This window comes from Mucilaginibacter sp. P4_C11 (assembly GCF_056402115.1).
The window spans coordinates 142834-158707 of sequence record NZ_JBFUIA010000003.1 but is presented as its reverse complement, the minus strand read 5'-3'; the positions used below and the strand labels follow the sequence as shown (position 1 = coordinate 158707).

The window sequence follows — 15874 nt, the reverse complement described above, 5'->3', positions numbered from 1 at the left end:
TTTTTATGGCTGATGCTGGTTAAATAATAGGGGTGCCGAAGTGACTTGTATTATTTAACACCAGGCACAAATATTTGGATGCGCCTAAATTTCGCTATCAATTTTGTGTTAACCATGATAAAATATAAAGTATTGATTGTTAAATGCTTATGGAAAATATATTTGAAATGTGTTAAGTTATGTTAACCATGTTTAGATGCGTTTCCCGATATCTGCATGCCGGTTTACAAGCCGCCTTGTCCGTGATATAATTGCAGAGGCTTGTCTAATTGTAGTTTGATAACGGTTATGTAGGGGTCTTTATATTTGTCGGGCACGTTGATGAAAACGAGGCCGGGTACCGGGCTCCAGGAAATTTTTCCTACAATTTTGGGCTGTAAATGAGCGGTTGTGCCGACTACCTGTATATCTTTAATGGTGTTTTTCAAGCCTTTCAGCATAATGTTTCCGGCGGTTTGTCCCGGTAAAAAAAGATAAATGGTTGTTGAGTCTTTTGATAGGGTGGTAGGCCCGTAAAAATGGCCCTGGGGCAAACCGGGTAGTGTTCCAAAAATGGCTTCTCCATTTTTTTTGTTCCAGGCCCCAAGCTCTTTTAAAATATTTACCTGTTCGGTGGGGATGGTTCCATCTGCTTTGGGGCCGATATCTAATAAAAGATTGCCGCCGTTACTAACCGCATCTACAAAAATGCTGATTACTTCAAAAGGCGTTTTATAATTGATATCGTCGGGATGATAACCCCAGTTGTTGTTGGTTGTCATACACAATTCCCACCAATTAAAGTTAGGGCGGCTAACCGGGAAGTTTTGCTCGGGTGTTTCGTAATCGCCATAGCCTTGCAGCCGGCCGTTAATGATAGCCGCCGGGTTGAGGTTTAAAATTTGTTTCCTTACTTTTGCCGACTGCCATTCGGCAGCGCTGTGTTCCCAGTCGCCATCAAACCACCACAAGTCGGGTTTATATGCTTTATTTACCTCGTCAATTTGCGCTTGAAAAAAATGCTGAAACCGTTGCCAGCGCCCAGGATCATCGGCAACTTTATACCGGCTGCTGTCTTTTAAAAAACCGGGATAATCATGATGGCTCCAATCTATCAGAGAAAAGTAGGCCCCGCGTTTAATCCCTTCTTTATCCAAAGCATCATAAAAAGGTTTTAACACATCCCTTTTTGCAGGCGAATTATCTACCACGTTGAAATGATGTTGCTTGGTGGGCCATAGGGCAAAGCCATCATGATGCTTGGTAGTGATAACTGCGTAGCGGGCCCCGCTTTGCTTAATTAAACCGGCCCATTCCGCCGGGTTATACCGGGATGCAGTGAAGCCTTTTAGCTGCTCCATATAGCTTTTATAACTTATTTTTTTGTTATGAAAGCTCCAGCTTTCATCAACGCCATTTACCGAGTAAATGCCCCAATGAATGAAAATGCCAAGCTTTGCATCGGCAAACCATTGCATTTTTTTCCGGATAGAATCGGGTGCGGTTTTTTGCTGAGCGCAAACGGTTAAGGAATACGAAAAGAAACAGGCAACAATTACAATGCGCAGTGAAAGGTGTTTATGCATAACAAATTTGAAAAATAAATTTATAATAACTGGTTTGACCCCACTTGAAACCGGTGATAAGGCTTACCCCCGATAGATATTATTGTGTCCGGTCATCACAAAGGTAAACAAACCGCTAATTGAGTTTTAGTTATTGAAATCATTTTATTGGGAGTTAATATCAAATATCCGTCATTGAGTACGAAGCAATCCCTACATGCTAAGTCCCACTTAGTTCGGAGATTATTAATGTTGTGTTTTGTTTTTATTGGTATTAATGAGCGCCCTGCGGTCGGTTATCTTCGTACCTCGCAATGAAGGTAGTTTAGAACACTCGTTTAACTATATCCGTTGCGGTGGTTTGGTGTTAGGTAAGCTTTTAAAATTTACGATAAACATTAAAATACCAACCTGTAATCCTATTTTAGGGTTTATAATCGTTACATTCTACCCAACACCTACCTACCATGCTTAAAAACTACTTTAAAACCACGTTGCGATACCTGTGGAAGAACAAGGTTTTCTCCCTCATCAACATCACCGGCCTGGCTACAGGTATTTGCGTTTGTTTTTTCGCGTTGTTGTATGTTCATTTTGAATTAAACCGCGATAGTTATAATCAAAAGGCCGATAATATCTACCGCCTGGTAACCGATGTAAAAACATCTGCGGGCATCAATTACGAAAGCTCATCGACCCCGATGGGGCCGGCTATGAAAGCGGCCTTCCCCGAGGTAAGAGATATGGCCAGGGTGTTTATGGACGATATGATTTTGCAAAGTAACCCAGACAACGCAGTGAAGGAAGAAGTAGCCTACGCCGATTCGTCGGTCTTTAAAATATTTTCATGGCCGCTGCTGCGGGGCGATATTAGCCACCTGTTTAACGCCCCCTGCGATGTGGTACTATCCCAAACCGCCGCCAAAAAGTACTTCGGCAACGCCGACCCTATGGGCCAAACCATGCTCATCAATGGCAAAGCCAAATGCCGGGTAACCGGCATTATGAAGGATATTCCGTATAACTCGCACCTGCGGGTAGATGTTCTTTTTTCTATCTCGACCCTGGTTGATGAAAACTGGAATCACTGGACGCGCTTTGGCTTTTACACCTATCTGTTATTACAGCCCGGCGCATCGGCGGCGACTTTGCAGGCCAAGTTCCCTGCCATGGTAAAAGCCAATATGGATCAAACCGATTTTAAGTACCAGCTATCTATCGAGCCATTGAAAAAGGTTTATTTGTATGGTAAACCACGCGGGCACCGTACAGGCACATCGGCCAGCGGCAGCATTACCAATGTGTATATTATTTCTATTATAGCGTTGTTGGTGCTGTTTATCGCCTGTTTCAATTTTATTAACCTCACTACCGCGTTCTCGTTACAAAGGGCCAAAGAAATTGGCGTGCGTAAAGTGCTTGGCGCATCAAAATACCAGCTGATGCTGCAGTTTTTTATGGATGCGGTAATACTTTGTTTAGTAGCATTTATCATAGCCCTGCTGTTTGCATCCCTGTTATTGCCCTTATTTAACCAGCTAACAGGCACTATTATAGCCGATGGTATTTTTCATCATGTGCAGCATGTATTATGGCTGCTGGCACTGGCTGTTGGGGTAGGCATATTATCCGGCGCGTACCCGGCCTTGTTTTTATCGGGCTTTAAACCCATCAGTAGCCTTAAAGGCAAAACGGGCTCGTCGGGTACGGGGCTTATGTTGCGCCGGTCGTTGGTGGTGGCGCAGTTTTGTATTTCCATATTCCTCATCCTGGCTACTACCATTGTGTATATGCAGCTTAACTTTATGCAAAACCAGCAGCTGGGTTTTCAAAAAGATCATAAACTGGTGATTGATTACCAGTTTAGCAACAGCATCAACCAGCATACCGATGGGATAAGGCAGCAACTGGCGGCAATTCCGGGTGTTGGTATGGTTAGCCTGTCGTCGTCTATCCCGGGCACGTCAAACAACCAGTTTAATACCATGATTGAGAACAGCAAAGGCGAAAAGCAACAGCAACGGCCCGATGTTTATTTTATTGACGATGTGTTCCTGAAACAATACCATATAGACCTGGTTGCCGGGCGCGGGTTTCAAAAAAACTTAGCCCTCGATTCTATGAAAGCCATGCTCATTAACCAGGCCATGTTAAAAAGCCTGGGCTTCAAAAAACCGGAGGATGCTATTGGTAAACATTTTAAACAGCTTAACCACACCGGCGAGATAGTGGGAGTGATTAAAGATTTTCATAACCATTCCTTTTTAGAAACCGTGCAGCCGCTAACGGTGCGGGTAGATTCCAGCCATTTAACCAATATCACTATCGATATCACATCGACAGATGTACGGTCGACAGTACATCAACTGGAAGCCACCTGGAAAAAAATACTGCCCGATGTGCCGCTGGTATACTTTTTTGCGGATGAAGCCTACAACCAGCAGTACATAGCCCAGGAACGTTTTGGCAAGCTGTTCATCTGCTTTGCCGTGGTGGCCATCGTTATCTCCTGCCTTGGGCTGTTAGGCCTGTCGGCTTATAACATAGCCCAGCGTAAAAAAGAGATCAGCGTACGCAAGGTATTAGGCGCTTCGGTTATAAACATCACCCTGCTTTTATCACAGGATTTTATCCGGCTTATTGTAATTTCCCTGCTCATAGCCTCGCCTATATCCTGGCTGCTGATGCACAACTGGCTCAATAATTTTGCCTACCGCATCAATATCCCGGTGTGGGTGTTTGTTTCATCGGGCCTGGCAGCTATGTTTATCGCGTTAGTGACTATTAGTTTTCAGTCTGTTAAAGCAGCAATCGCCAATCCGGTGAGGAATTTGAAAGCGGAGTAGGGAAGCAGTATGGGCATTTCCCCGCCGATAGAGGCAGGGCCGCGCTTTTCGTTCATACGCGCACAAAGCCTTAACCACGGGCCGGTATCCACTGCAATCGCTAATGCGGAGGAAGGGCGAATTTGGGAAGACAAAAGACTTGCGAAGTTTCTAAAACTTCGCAAGTCTTTTGTCTTATCATTAGTCCACTGCGTCAAAACCCCTTTTGCTAAATCATTTCAGCTCTTCGGCGCGATTATCGTGAATCTCTCTGTAAAGTTTTTAAGGCTACCCAAAATAGCTAATCAATTTTTATACTGTCAAGCGCCTGCTCCATAGCGTGTTCCTTCACGCCGGGAACTTTTAATCCTTCGGCACGGAACACCGTCAGGTCTGTCATTCCTAAAAAGCCAAGGAATGCTTTTAAGTAGGGAGCAACAAAGTCGTTGGCTTTGCCCGGTCCTTCTGAATAAACACCTCCGGAAGACATGGCCACATAAACTTTTTTCCCGGTTACCATTCCGATAGGGCCATTTTCTCCATACCCAAAAGTAACACCGGGCCTGGTGACATGATCAATCCAGGCCTTTAGGGCCGAGTGGATAGTAAAGTTAATTAGCGGGGCGCCAATAACAATGATATCTGCAGCAAATAATTGTTTAACCAGCTCATCAGACAGGCGGATGGATGCTTTGTCTTCTGACGTCAACTGATCTTTTGGAATAAAAAATGTACGAAGCTCGGCAGCGTTTAGGTGCGGAATCCCGATCTCTGCCAGGTTTAATTCTTCCAGGGTACTGCCCGGATATTTGTCTTGAATTTTGCCGACGATGGCGTTACCCAGCTTAATGCTATACGATGATGCACCCTGGATGCTCGACTTTAAATGAAGGATATGTTTCATAATAAATTTGCTTTTGTATTTATGCGGAAAGGCTTCTTCCCTCCCGAATTATCGAAAACAAAACTATGGTTACCAGGTGGTAAAAAGTGAGTAGTTACCCAAAGGTAAGCGGTTACATCCAGGTAAGTGATTACCTTTGTATCTATGAAAGTAATTAAAAATGAGATCATTCCGGGCAAGGCAGCATGCGCACACTCGCTTAAAAACGTGCTCGACGCCTTGTACGTTTTGAATGGAAAATGGAAGCTGCCCTTGATACTTTCCCTGGTACAATCGCCCAAGCGTTTTAAAGAAATTCAGCACGAAATTACCGGCATATCCTCCAAAGTATTAGCCAATGAACTAAAAGACCTGGAGCTGAATGATTTTATCACGCGCAATGTATATCCCAGCACCCCGGTAAGCATTATTTATGAAGCAACCGCGTACAGCCGCACCTTAAAAAATGTTTTAGCCGAACTAAGCGCCTGGGGCGAACAACACAGGGAAAAAGTAAAGCAAAGTATGCGGAAACAAACCGTGGTGCAAAAAAATCACTTATAAATTGAGGGGCAATTAAACTAACTTTTGCGCCTGGCGGATGCTCTCAACAGGATCCTATTGCGTAAGCCGGTGGCCAATAATGAGCGCACGCTAAATCAATCCTTCCGCGCCGGGCCTTGGCACCTGCCCGTTACTTTTCCGGTACGCTAGTGGCGATACCCCTATTTGCCGTTTAAAGCGGCGGTTAAAGTACGATATATTGTTAAAGCCGCTCTCAAAGCATACCTGCAGCACGCTAAACTCTTTTTGTTGCAGCAGGCGGCAGGCATAACCAATGCGCAGGTCGTTCACAAACTCGGATAGTGTTTTGCGGGTATGCTGCTTAAAATACCTGCAAAATGCTTCTACAGATAGGTTGGCCATTTCGGCCATTACATCAAGCGGGATATCGTTTTTAAAATTATCAAGCAGGTAATGGTAAATGCGGTTCATGCGGGCAGTATCCTTTTGCACGCTGGCCGTTAGTTGTTTTTGGGCGGATAGTACCTCATAATGGGTGGTTTTAGCAAGCAGGGCCAATACGCCTATCAGGCCGGCCACAGCTTCATCTTCATCGGCATCTACCATTAGCTTAATTTTTTCGGCGGCTCGTGCGCGTACTGGCTCGTTAAATGCCAGGCCATACCGGGCGCGCTCAAAAAGGGCTTTTATCTGCCCAAATTGCGGTTTGTCAAAAAAACCATCGCCAAGGCAGTTTTCGCCAAACTGGATAACTACCTGGTGCATCTCCCTGTCGGTAGGCATGTGTTTATTATAAAAGGTATGGGGCAGGTCGGGGCCGAAAAAGCATAGATCGCCAGCAAAAAAATCATCAATATGGTCGCCAACGTAACGGGTGCCGCTGCTTTTCATCACCAGTATAATTTCATATTCGGGGTGTATATGCAGCGGGTAATCATTGTACGGAAAGCGCTCCTCCTTCACCACAAAAAGCCGGTCGCCGGGAATTATTTTTTCTTCAAAAAACTTCATATGGTCAATGTGGTGTTAGTATTAGGCAATGGAGTAGTAGATATTATAGTGTATTGCACTCATTTTTGAACTCTGTTAACACAAACATCTATAAAATTACTATTTAAAACCCTATGCGCTTCAACAAAAGCCTGTTAAATGTTATCATACTACCTTTTTTTTCGCTGCCACTTACGGCTGTTTGCCAGCAAACCCATATCGTAATTAACGCCAAACACGTGCTTAACCGCATCCCGGGTCATTTGTACGGGGCTTGTATTGAGGATGTAAACCACGAGATATACGGAGGATTGTACAACCAGCGCATATTTGGCGAAAGCTTTGAAGAACCTACAGCCGGCCCGGTAATTAACGGCTGGAAAGCGTTTGGCGGCAACTGGCAGCCCACAGCTGATGCCGTAAGCGTTAAAGCCGGCGAAGGTTACAAATTGGTGCGCCGGCAAATACCGGGCGCAAACTACACAGCCGAAGTGATGCTGAAATTTGACAGCCGTAATGATAACGCCGGTGTGCTTGTAAACCTAAACAATGCCGGTAACGGCGCCGATAGCTTTGATGGCTACGAGATCAGCCTCGATCCTAATAAACAGGTGCTGGTTTTTGGCAAACATCAAAACAACTGGACGCCCATCGGCGAGGTAAAGGTTTCTGTGGATTTTAAAGATTGGATAAAACTTAAGGTAGATGTTGCCGGGAACGTGTTTAAAGTTTACCTGAACAATAGCGCCCAACCGGTTGCCACCCTTACCGACGAGCGGAATACGTTGCCGCCGGGCACCATCGCCCTGCGTACCTACAATGCCGATGTGGAGTTTAAAAACCTTAGTATAAAAACCATGGGTATTACCACTTTAGAAAAATTTGTAGCTAAACCCTTACCCAGCGTAAGTGGTGCCTGGGATGCCATTAACACAACCGGCACAGGTGGCTTTTTACTGGATGATAAGAATGCTTACAATGGCCGGCAATCGCAGGTTGTTATTCATAATGGGGATGAGGGAGTTATCGGCGTTGCCAATAGCGGCCTTAACCGCTGGGGTATAGCTGTGCGTAAAGGCAACAGCTACACCGGCAATATTTATTTAAAAGGAACAGGCCTTGCCGGCGGCGTAACCCTGGCCTTACAAAGTGCCGATGGTAAAAAGGTTTATGCCACACAGTTGGTAAAAAAGGTATCGGCAAACTGGGCGGTATACCCTATCATGTTAAAGGCCACGCAGACTGATGCCAGAGCGCGCTTTGTTTTAACTATTAGTAGCAAAGGCAAGCTTTGGGCCGACCAGGCCACGCTGATGTGCAAACAGGAACAATTTAAAAACCTGCCCCTCCGCGGCGATATCGGCAAGGCCATGCAGCGCGAAGGCCTTAGCTTTTTAAGGTACGGCGGCACTATGGTAAACGCCGAAGGTTACCGATGGAAAAAAATGATAGGCCCGCGCGCTAAACGGCCGCCATATACAGGGTATTGGTATTCATACTCCACCAATGGTTTTGGCATCGAGGATTTTCTGCAGTTTTGCGAGGCTGCTGGGTTTGAGGCCGCGTTTGCCATCAATATTGAGGAAACGCCGCAGGATATGGCCGATATGGTAGAATATTTAAAAGGTAGCACCGCAACCAAATGGGGCAGGCAACGTGCTGCCAATGGGCACCCCGCCCCATACAAAGTAAAATATATTGAAATTGGCAACGAAGAGGTTATTTTTCATGGCGATGTAACAGCTGAATACGACCATTATACCGAACGCTTTAACCTCCTGCAAAGCGCCATGCACGCCAAAGACACTACTATTAAATTCATCTGCTCTGCATGGTGGCGGCCTGCATCGCCCAATATGGCGCGGGTTTTTAAAGCAATAAACGGCAAGGCCGATTACTGGGACCTGCATACCGATGCCGACGATGCAAACTCCGGCCGGAAGGTGGATAGCTCGCTAACCCAGATGAGGGCCTTGTTCCGCTCCTGGGACGCAAACACCCGCTTAAAGTGCACTATATTTGAAGAGAACGGCAATCATCATGACCTGGCCAGGGCTTTGGGCCATGCAGGCACGCTGAACGCCGTACGTCGCCATGGCGATTTTGTTTTAACATCCTGCGCGGCAAATGCATTACAGGCCCTGGGCCAAAATGATAACGGCTGGGACCAGGGGCAGGTGTTTTTTACGCCATCTCAGGTTTGGGGAATGCCTCCTTTTTATGCACAACAAATGGCATCGGCAGCACATTTGCCTTTAAATATCGAGGCTAATGCAACCGGGGTTATAGATGTTAGCGCCACCCGTAGCGAAGATGGTAAAACGATAGCCATACATATTGTAAACCCGGCGGCAAATGCATGCCAGGGCAGCATCAGCCTGAAGGGGATGGATAAAGATTTAAAAGAGGCTGTAGTAACCCAACTGGCAGGCAAGTTAACAGATATTAATACGCCCGGGCAACCGGCGCACATCAGCCCAAAAACAACTAAGATAAATGTTAACAGGGATGGTTTTAATTACACCATCCCGGCATCATCATACACCATTATCCGCCTGTATCAAAAATAACAGCTATGAATATAATTACTTCTGCAAAAAAAGTACTAACCGGTTCTGCAATATTAGCCCTGTGCGGTATTACCGCGCAGGCACAGCGCGTAACGCCGGTAACTTTAAAAAACGTTACTATTAACGATGCCTTTTGGTCGCCAAAGTTAAAAACGATACATACCGTTACCGTGTACGATGTACTGGACAAGCTTGAGGGAAAATACGAGCCCGACCGGGAAGACCTGATTAACGAAAAAGCAAAGATGAAACGCACCCGCAATGGGTTTTTAAATTTTGACAGGGTTGCGCAGGGAAAGGTAAATACGGGCGAAAGTGACGGCCCGCCATGGTATGATGGCCTGGTTTATGAATCCATCCGCGGCGCTGCCGACCTGTTGGTGGCCCAGCCCGATAAAAAGCTGGAACAAAAACTGGATGCCTATATTGACAGGATAGCCGCCGCGCAGGCAGCTGACCCCGACGGTTATATTGATACCTACACCACCCTGAACCGCCCAACCCAACGTTGGGGTACTAACGGTGGCGACGACCGCTGGCAACACGACCTTTACAATGCTGGCATGCTGGTTGAAGCTGGCTTACATTACTACAACGCCACCGGCAAAACAAAACTGCTGCAAGTTGGCGTTAAAATGGCCAATTACATGTGCAGGGTAATGGGCGATGCCCCAAAACTGAACCTGATACCCGGCCATGCAGGCCCCGAAGAAGCATTTTTTAAGCTTTACCTGCTGTTTAAAAACAAGCCGGCCCTGGCACAAAACATAAAGGCGCCGGTAACGCCCGATGCTTATATGCATTTGGCTAAATACTGGATAGAACACCGCGGCCTGCCCGCCGATGCCGATGGCTCGCGCGCAAGGCAGGCCTACGGCAGCTATAACCAGGATGATAAGCCTGTTTTTGAGCAGCAGACCATTGAGGGGCATGCCGTGCGCGCTACCTTGCTGGGCACGGCAGTGGCCGCCATTGGGGCTTATGATAGCAACCCGCGGTACATTGCCACCGCCAACCACTATTGGGATAACATGGCAGGCAAACGCACTTTCATAACGGGCGGGCAGGGTGCCATTGCCGACGATGAAAAATTTGGCAAGGATTACCAGTTGCCCCAGTCGGCCTACCTGGAAACCTGCGCCTCTATCGCCTCGGCTTTTTTTAGCGAACGCATGAACGAACTGCAGGCCAACGGTAAATACATGGATGAATTTGAACGCTCGCTTTACAATAATATCCTGTCGGGCATATCGCTTGATGGCAGCCATTACCATTATGAAAACCCGTTAATGGCTACCGACCATACCCGCTGGGTTTGGCACGGCTGCCCATGTTGCCCGCCCATGATATTGAAAATGGCAGGTGCGCTGCCTGGATACATTTACGCTACCGACGACAAACATGGCATTTATGTAAACCTGTTTATAGCAAGTACAACCCATACGGGCTATGGGAAAAACCGGGTAGATATTAGCCAAACTACAACTTACCCATTGCAGGGTAACATACAAATACAGGTGAACCCGGTTACTGCCGGTAGTTTCGCGGTTCGCGTCAGGATACCCGGATGGGCTATGGGTAAAGAGAATCCGTATGATTTGTACAGTTCCAAATCGCCGGGCAAGGTAACACTTGCTGTAAATGGTAAAACTGTCCCTTTAAGCATTGATAAAGGTTACGCCGCTATTGACCGTAAATGGCAAAGGGGCGATAAAATTAGTTTAGTTATCCCGATGCAGCCTCGATTGGTAACACCTAACAGCCAGGTGGCGGAATTGCATAACAAAATGGCCGTAGCCGCCGGCCCACTCATATACGCTTTTGAAAGTGACGACAACGCCAATTTAAAAGGAAGCACGCTTGCCGCTGATGCCCAAATTAAACTGCAATACAAACCCGCTTTGCTTAATGGTGTAAACGTTTTGCAGGCTACCACACCAGGCAGCCAACAGCCGCTTACAGGTATACCGTTTTACTCGGTAGGTAACCGTGGTAAATCAACCTACCAGGTTTGGGTTGACAGGGCGGAGTGAGGTGCTAATCCCACCTGTTTGCCAAGGACTAAGAAAATCGGGAATTGGCGTCATCTGAATATTATAGGCTATAAAAGCAAAAACGGGCTGTCCCTTGGGGCGGCCCGTTTTATAAAACAAGGTTAACTGGTGTTTACACCAATTGAGCCAAAGCTTCTTTGCTAAAACCTTTCAGTTCTTCGGTGCGGTTATCGCGGATTTTTTGAGCCCAGTGTGGGTCGGCCAATAGGGGGCGGCCAACGGCTACCAGGTCAAAATCGCCACGGTCCATACGGCGCAACAATTCATCTAACGAGCTTGGGTTTGAGCTTGCACCACCAAAGGCCGCCAAAAACTCACCATCTAAACCAACAGAACCAACGGTAATGGTTGCTTTGCCCGTTACTTTTTTGGCCCAGCCGGCAAAGTTTAAATCCGAACCTTCAAAATCGGTCTCCCAGAAACGGCGTTGTGAGCAATGGAAAATATCCACACCTGCATCGGCCATGGGGTTTAACCATGCTTCTAATTCCTGTGGGGTTTTGGCAAGCAGGTTGTTATAGTCGGCTGGTTTCCATTGCGACAGGCGGATGATGATAGCAAAATCATCGCCAACCTGTTTCCTTACTTCTTTAATTACTTCAACTGCAAAACGGCTGCGCTCGGGCAGGGTTTTACCGCCATAAATGTCGGTGCGAGTGTTGGTGCCGTCCCAAAAAAACTGGTCAATGAGGTAGCCGTGTGCGCCATGAATTTCAACACAGTCAAAGCCTAATCTTTTGGCATCAGCGGCAGCGCGGCCAAATGCGGCAATGGTATCGGCAATATCAGCATCGGTCATGCTGTTGCCATTGGTGTTCCCCGGCCTGTTTAAGCCCGACGGCCCTTCAAATGGTTGCGACGGTACCCAGCCCGAGTGGTGGTTATCCATAATACCCATATGCCAGATTTGCGGGCCCATAGCGCCGCCAGCGGCATGCACACCGTTAATTACATTTTGCCAGCCGGCCAAAGCTTCGGTACCATAAAAGTGGGGGATGTTGGCATCGTTTGATGACGATACACGGTTTATAACCGTACCTTCTGATAAAATTAAACCCACTTCACCTTCAGCGCGTTTACGGTAATAAGCTGCAACATCGGCAGTTGGTACACCATTTGGCGAAAATGAACGCGTCATGGGCGCCATTACAATGCGGTTTTTGATATTTAACGATTTCAGGCTAAATGGCCTGAACAAGGTGTTATTAGTGCTCATGTTATAGTTTGTGTTTTGTAAATGCTTAATTATAATTCCGATTGTACCAGTTTACTTAAGGCGGCAAAGGCTTCTTCATTGCGTTTGTAGTAAGTCCACTGCCCAACGCGGGTAGCGGTAACAAGCCCGGTGCGCTGCATTAATGCCAGGTACTCTGATACGGTAGATTGTGTAAGCCCGGCCTTAGCCTGAATTTGGCCTACGCAAACGCCATTGGTAAACCCATATTCCTGCTGGGAAGGAAAATTAAGCTCGGGCTCTTTAAGCCATTGCAAAATTTGCAGCCGGGTTTTGTTTGATAGCGCCTTAAATATCTCTAACTGATCCATAGCACAAAGATATATCGACTTTTCCCGATATGCCAATTAATAGTGGAGAGATGACATTGGGTTGATAGTTAATGTCATTAACATTCTGTGCGTTTTTTCTATTTTATAAAATTTTATTCTGTTTATTTTTATATTTCAGAATTAAATTTTAATATTTGAATATAAAATCCATCTACACCAAATAATTAGTATGAATACACTTTGCAAATTATCCGCTTTAATTTTACTATTATTAACAACATTAACCGGTTATGCCCAAAACAACACAAAAGAAAACATTGCCAAAGTTGAAAACGGTTTGTTTGCGCCTATACAAATAGAGGGCGAAAAAAACTGGAATATATTGGATAGGATGGCCTTTTATAAAACGCCGGGGTTAAGCATAGCGGTTATTCAAAACTATCGCCTGGTTTGGGCAAAGGGCTATGGTTTCGCTAACGATAGTTCAAAAACGCCGGTTAACACGCAAACGCTTTTTCAGGCTGGTTCCATAAGTAAATCGTTAAACGCTGTTGGCGTACTTAAACTGGCGGAGGAAAAGAAAATCGATTTATATGCCGATATCAATGTGTACCTAAAAAGCTGGAAGTTTCCATATGATAGCCTATCAAAAGGAAAAAAGATCACGATGGCAAACCTGTTGAGCCATACCGGTGGGATAAACCTGCAAGGCTTTGGCGGTTACCAGCCAGGCAAGCCGCTGCCAACCATAGTGCAGGTTTTAAATGGCGAAAAGCCGGCCAACAGCCCCCATATACGTTCTGCTTTTGAACCCGGATTGCGACCTGAATATTCAGGCGGCGGGGTCATCATTTCGCAGCAAATTGTAATGGATATTACCGGGCAGGATTATGCGGGTTATATGCAACGAGCAGTGCTAAAACAATTGGGCATGAATAAGAGCACCTTCAGCCAGCCTCCGGCCGGAGTTAATGAGGCCATGCTGGCCACCGGTTATAGTATAACCGGCAACCCTATACCTGGCAAGCACCGTATTTACCCGGAACAAGCCGCCGCCGGCTTGTGGACAAACCCTACCGACCTGGCTAAATTTGTTATCAGGCTCCAATTGGCTTATGAGGGTAAATCGGATAAAGTTTTAACAAAGCAAAGCGCCGGGCTGATGTTTACACCGTACCAAAATAAAATGGGAATAGCACTTGGCACTTTTATAAATGTATTGGATAGTACAAAATATTTCACCCATCCGGGATCGACTGTAGGTTTCCAGAGTATTTATTATGGCAGCCTGCGAGACGGCAATGGTGTAGTGGTTATGCTTAACAGCGGCAGCCAGCAATTGGCAACCGAAGTGGTAAACAGTGTGGCAAAGGTTTATGAGTTTAAGGATCTGTACCATCCAAATATCAAAAAACGGATTTCTACACCCCCTGCCGATGTATTACAAACCTATACAGGACAATTTCAGCTGGCACCCAACAGGGTTTTAACAATTTTATTTGAAGAAGGGCGCATGTACGTAAGGATGCAAGGCGAAATGAAGCGTGAACTATTTGCCGAGGCATCAAACAAATTCTTCCTGCGCGACCTGCCTTATGAGCTTGAATTTTTAAAGGATACCGGCGGGACCATTAATTTGGTGTTGTATGCCGATGGTCAGAAAGTACAAACTAAACGGGTGAAATAATATGGAAAGGCAAGGAATCGGGTTAAAACCGAGCATGGATGGTTTGATTTACCACGCCATTTTATTCCTTCTTATAATGAGTATTACATCGTGTTTAAGCAACAACCATATTTATTTGACCAGCACCGATGGCGCATATCAATATAAAAACAGTGCGATAGTCAATATTTATAAATGAAATTCATATCACCCGTTTTAAATGTTTAGCCCCTTATCGCGCAGATTTTGCATTCGCGTTTAGGACAAAAGTGGATACCGGCCCTGCGCGGGGTTGAAAGATAAAAAGTAAATACCATAGCGATGGTTTATTGCTTCAATTGAAAGTGAGGTTTATCAACCGGCGCAACCGGTGGTTTCCAATCGCCACCCCAGGTAATTGCAATCTCCAAGGTTTCCGCAACTTTTTTAATGTGGTTAGCAATAGTTACAAGTGTTGCTCCTGCTCCGAAATCAATTTTACCATTAATATAGGGGTACAGATCAACTGCGTGCCCATAACCATCTGCTTTTTTTTGATGATTTGATTTATGCACCACGCCGTCGGCATTTGTATTTGTATCACCAAACGGTTTACCCGGTAAAGGACCTGTATTGGGGTTTATAACTGTACGCCCCCATGTGTAATATTTTTGCTGTGTAGCCAATGATCTAACGCCTTCATTGATAGAAAAATCTATTGGGCTATTGGTAATAGCGGTAGTTAAAACCTTAACTAAATCGGGATGTACCCCTACCAGGGCTTTTTGACTCGCTGCACCGAATGAATAACTTTTTGTTGGTTCCATTACTTTGTTGGTTTATTTACTTCTTTGAAATGAATTTTACTTACGGTGGCGGTGTTTCCGGTCGCTGTGCGGCTAAATCAATGTTAATTGTCGCAATTTTCCGCCGATAATCGTTTTGTAATCTTAAATAAGGTGACTTTTATTCAAACTGGCTAATAGCCAGTATGTTGTAACCTTCGGTCGATGTCGCCACAGTAGCCGTGCACGTTCGGGTATATTTATGCCCGGAAAATGAATATTGAGTTTTCGAAATACCTGTGAGTGAGATTACAAATGAGATCATCTTTGATAAAGTATTGGTTTGCATAAAGTTAACCAAATATATTTCAGCAAACAATAACATTTCAACAAAATAAATTACAGGCGGTGTGGCCCCGCTCCCCGCAGCTTCGCGTTAGGGACAAAAGTGGATATCGGCCCTGCGCGGGCATCTCGGGCCGGCCGCGCCCAATGCCTGTGCAGTATGAACGAATGGCCCGGCCGCAGGCAACGCCCATATTATACA

The 15874-nt window shown here is 45.8% G+C and carries 11 protein-coding genes; 5 read left to right on the top strand and 6 right to left on the bottom strand.

All coding sequences use genetic code 11. The features are described from left to right. Positions 1-224: 224 nt before the first annotated feature. Entirely contained in the window at positions 225-1565 is a 1341-nt protein-coding gene (locus AC1DU2_RS03900; protein ID WP_477382882.1) for an alpha-L-fucosidase, read from the bottom strand. A gap of 446 nt (positions 1566-2011) precedes the next feature. On the opposite strand from AC1DU2_RS03900, the gene AC1DU2_RS03895 reads away from it, so the two are divergent. Then, positions 2012-4390 (top strand): ABC transporter permease, encoded by a 2379-nt coding sequence (locus AC1DU2_RS03895; RefSeq protein WP_477382881.1) that lies wholly within the window; start codon positions 2012-2014, stop codon positions 4388-4390. 280 nt (positions 4391-4670) lie between these two features. On the opposite strand, the gene AC1DU2_RS03890 is transcribed toward AC1DU2_RS03895, so the two are convergent. Further along, complete coding sequence (locus tag AC1DU2_RS03890; protein WP_477382880.1) at positions 4671-5273, bottom strand: FMN-dependent NADH-azoreductase; 603 nt, start codon at positions 5271-5273, stop codon at positions 4671-4673. 144 nt (positions 5274-5417) lie between these two features. Here AC1DU2_RS03890 and AC1DU2_RS03885 point away from each other — a divergent pair, with 144 nt between their 5' ends. Continuing rightward, positions 5418-5816 (top strand): winged helix-turn-helix transcriptional regulator, encoded by a 399-nt coding sequence (locus tag AC1DU2_RS03885; protein WP_477382879.1) that lies wholly within the window; start codon positions 5418-5420, stop codon positions 5814-5816. Positions 5817-5906: 90 nt separating this feature from the next. Here AC1DU2_RS03885 and AC1DU2_RS03880 read toward each other — a convergent pair whose 3' ends face one another. Next, the gene (locus AC1DU2_RS03880) at positions 5907-6788 is read right to left on the bottom strand and encodes an AraC family transcriptional regulator (RefSeq protein ID WP_477382878.1); all 882 of its coding nucleotides are present in this window, start codon (positions 6786-6788) and stop codon (positions 5907-5909) included. Positions 6789-6901: 113 nt separating this feature from the next. On the opposite strand from AC1DU2_RS03880, the gene AC1DU2_RS03875 reads away from it, so the two are divergent. Both AC1DU2_RS03875 and AC1DU2_RS03870 read left to right on the top strand, forming a co-directional pair. Then, on the top strand, positions 6902-9337 hold the full coding sequence (locus AC1DU2_RS03875; RefSeq protein ID WP_477382877.1) for an alpha-L-arabinofuranosidase C-terminal domain-containing protein: 2436 nt from the start codon (positions 6902-6904) through the stop codon (positions 9335-9337). 5 nt (positions 9338-9342) lie between these two features. Further along, complete coding sequence (locus tag AC1DU2_RS03870; protein ID WP_477382876.1) at positions 9343-11370, top strand: glycoside hydrolase family 127 protein; 2028 nt, start codon at positions 9343-9345, stop codon at positions 11368-11370. Between the two features lie 133 nt (positions 11371-11503). Here the strand turns inward: AC1DU2_RS03870 and AC1DU2_RS03865 are convergent, their stop codons facing one another. Together AC1DU2_RS03865 and AC1DU2_RS03860 are read right to left on the bottom strand one after the other, a co-directional pair. Next, a complete protein-coding gene (locus tag AC1DU2_RS03865; protein ID WP_477382875.1) occupies positions 11504-12607 on the bottom strand; it encodes an NADH:flavin oxidoreductase in 1104 nt (367 codons plus the stop codon). 29 nt (positions 12608-12636) lie between these two features. Beyond that, the gene (locus AC1DU2_RS03860; protein ID WP_477360540.1) at positions 12637-12936 is read right to left on the bottom strand and encodes an ArsR/SmtB family transcription factor; all 300 of its coding nucleotides are present in this window, start codon (positions 12934-12936) and stop codon (positions 12637-12639) included. Between the two features lie 190 nt (positions 12937-13126). On the opposite strand from AC1DU2_RS03860, the gene AC1DU2_RS03855 reads away from it, so the two are divergent. After that, positions 13127-14584, top strand: coding sequence for a serine hydrolase (locus AC1DU2_RS03855; RefSeq protein ID WP_477382874.1), 1458 nt, complete (start codon positions 13127-13129; stop codon positions 14582-14584). 305 nt (positions 14585-14889) lie between these two features. On the opposite strand, the gene AC1DU2_RS03850 is transcribed toward AC1DU2_RS03855, so the two are convergent. Further along, on the bottom strand, positions 14890-15369 hold the full coding sequence (locus tag AC1DU2_RS03850; protein ID WP_477360536.1) for a M15 family metallopeptidase: 480 nt from the start codon (positions 15367-15369) through the stop codon (positions 14890-14892). Positions 15370-15874: the final 505 nt, after the last annotated feature.

Coding starts and splice junctions, on each gene's coding strand:
- AC1DU2_RS03900 (WP_477382882.1), bottom strand. CDS start 1,565: ATGCATAAACACCTTTCACTGCGCATTGTAATTGTTGCCTGTTTCTTT.
- AC1DU2_RS03895 (WP_477382881.1), top strand. CDS start 2,012: ATGCTTAAAAACTACTTTAAAACCACGTTGCGATACCTGTGGAAGAAC.
- AC1DU2_RS03890 (WP_477382880.1), bottom strand. CDS start 5,273: ATGAAACATATCCTTCATTTAAAGTCGAGCATCCAGGGTGCATCATCG.
- AC1DU2_RS03885 (WP_477382879.1), top strand. CDS start 5,418: ATGAAAGTAATTAAAAATGAGATCATTCCGGGCAAGGCAGCATGCGCA.
- AC1DU2_RS03880 (WP_477382878.1), bottom strand. CDS start 6,788: ATGAAGTTTTTTGAAGAAAAAATAATTCCCGGCGACCGGCTTTTTGTG.
- AC1DU2_RS03875 (WP_477382877.1), top strand. CDS start 6,902: ATGCGCTTCAACAAAAGCCTGTTAAATGTTATCATACTACCTTTTTTT.
- AC1DU2_RS03870 (WP_477382876.1), top strand. CDS start 9,343: ATGAATATAATTACTTCTGCAAAAAAAGTACTAACCGGTTCTGCAATA.
- AC1DU2_RS03865 (WP_477382875.1), bottom strand. CDS start 12,607: ATGAGCACTAATAACACCTTGTTCAGGCCATTTAGCCTGAAATCGTTA.
- AC1DU2_RS03860 (WP_477360540.1), bottom strand. CDS start 12,936: ATGGATCAGTTAGAGATATTTAAGGCGCTATCAAACAAAACCCGGCTG.
- AC1DU2_RS03855 (WP_477382874.1), top strand. CDS start 13,127: ATGAATACACTTTGCAAATTATCCGCTTTAATTTTACTATTATTAACA.
- AC1DU2_RS03850 (WP_477360536.1), bottom strand. CDS start 15,369: ATGGAACCAACAAAAAGTTATTCATTCGGTGCAGCGAGTCAAAAAGCC.